Raw genomic sequence first — 1,092 nt, 5'->3', positions numbered from 1 at the left:
GCAGAGCGAAAGCTGACTAAGGCAGAACAAAAGGCTTATAATCGTAAGGTTGGTAAGAAACCAACTAAGAAGCAAAAGAAAGTTACCAAGCGGAGAAATGCTAATAAAGCTAGAGCTAATTCCAAAGCTCGAAGCAAAGGTGGCAATAACAAGACAAAAAAAGGTAGAGTAGCTCACCATTTTAATTATAGTAGTAACGCTGAGCCTCATTTGAAAAATGTAGAAAAGGTTAATGGTAATGGTGTTATAGGTGGTCATAATAAGAAAGCCTTTTATAAGGCCATTAAAGAAAAGGCTGATAAAATTGGTGTCAAAGAGAGTGATTTAATAATAAGCAGAACCGATCATCCCACTATAGACGGAATTACTGAAATTAGGTATAAACTTCCTAAGATGGATAATAAAAAGATAGTGCCAGGAGAATATAAGGACAATTTTTATCCTAAAACTGTGTATGATCCTGCTAAAATTAGTGATAAGAAAATATATGCGTGGGGAAAAGAGGCCATGAAATATGGAAAAATAAACAAAAAAGAACATCGTATTGAAGGAAAAGCTCCAAATGGTTTAAAGTTTGTGGGCTATATGGACTCTAACGGCGTGGTAACAAACTTTTACCCAGTGTTAAGCTTTTCCAATAAAAAATAATTCGGAGGGAATAGCAATGAGTGAGAATTTTCATGAGATGAATGAAAGTGAAATTGAAGTAGCGATGAGCAGGTTCTTTGCTATTACACATGGTGAATATTTAAGAGACGTATTGAATTATTTTTCAAAAAAACAAGGATATTCTCAAGAATATATCTATATATGTTTTTATTATGATAACGATGGCGATGAGAATAACGGTGAAAAGCTTCAAAAATTAGATGATAAGCATGTATTAATAGAGCAAGATGCTTTAATTTCGTATACAGGGAAAGACGAATTTGCCTATTTGGATTTTCCAACTTTTTATAAATATGTAGCGTATGAAATAAAAAAACGAGCTGAAAAAAGCCCTGAAAATGCTGATTTAATCGATTTGTTGGCTAAAGTCAAAAAGGGATTGGGTGTATAGGCTTTGTTTTAATGAGTAAAATACAACTATTT

Annotated in this window: 2 protein-coding genes; both read left to right on the top strand. The window is 33.0% G+C overall.

Annotated elements, in window-relative coordinates; translation table 11 throughout:
- Positions 1-648: CdiA family toxin C-terminal domain-containing protein (locus ACG95_RS10675; protein WP_202812194.1), on the top strand; the 648-nt coding region annotated here is incomplete at its 5' end.
- Positions 649-664: 16 nt separating this feature from the next.
- Complete coding sequence (locus ACG95_RS10670) at positions 665-1,060, top strand: hypothetical protein (RefSeq protein ID WP_048000496.1); 396 nt, start codon at positions 665-667, stop codon at positions 1,058-1,060.
- The last annotated feature ends 32 nt before the right edge of the window (positions 1,061-1,092 follow it).

The sequence above is a fragment of the Lactiplantibacillus herbarum genome (assembly GCF_001039045.1).
In the GTDB taxonomy this organism is placed as follows: Bacteria; Bacillota; Bacilli; order Lactobacillales; family Lactobacillaceae; genus Lactiplantibacillus; species Lactiplantibacillus herbarum.
The sequence above is the reverse complement of the archived record's forward strand: the minus strand, read 5'-3'. Positions and strand labels throughout refer to the sequence as shown.

Excerpts from the sequence above, each read along its gene's own strand:
- ACG95_RS10670 (WP_048000496.1), top strand. The coding sequence starts at position 665 with ATGAGTGAGAATTTTCATGAGATGAATGAAAGTGAAATTGAAGTAGCG.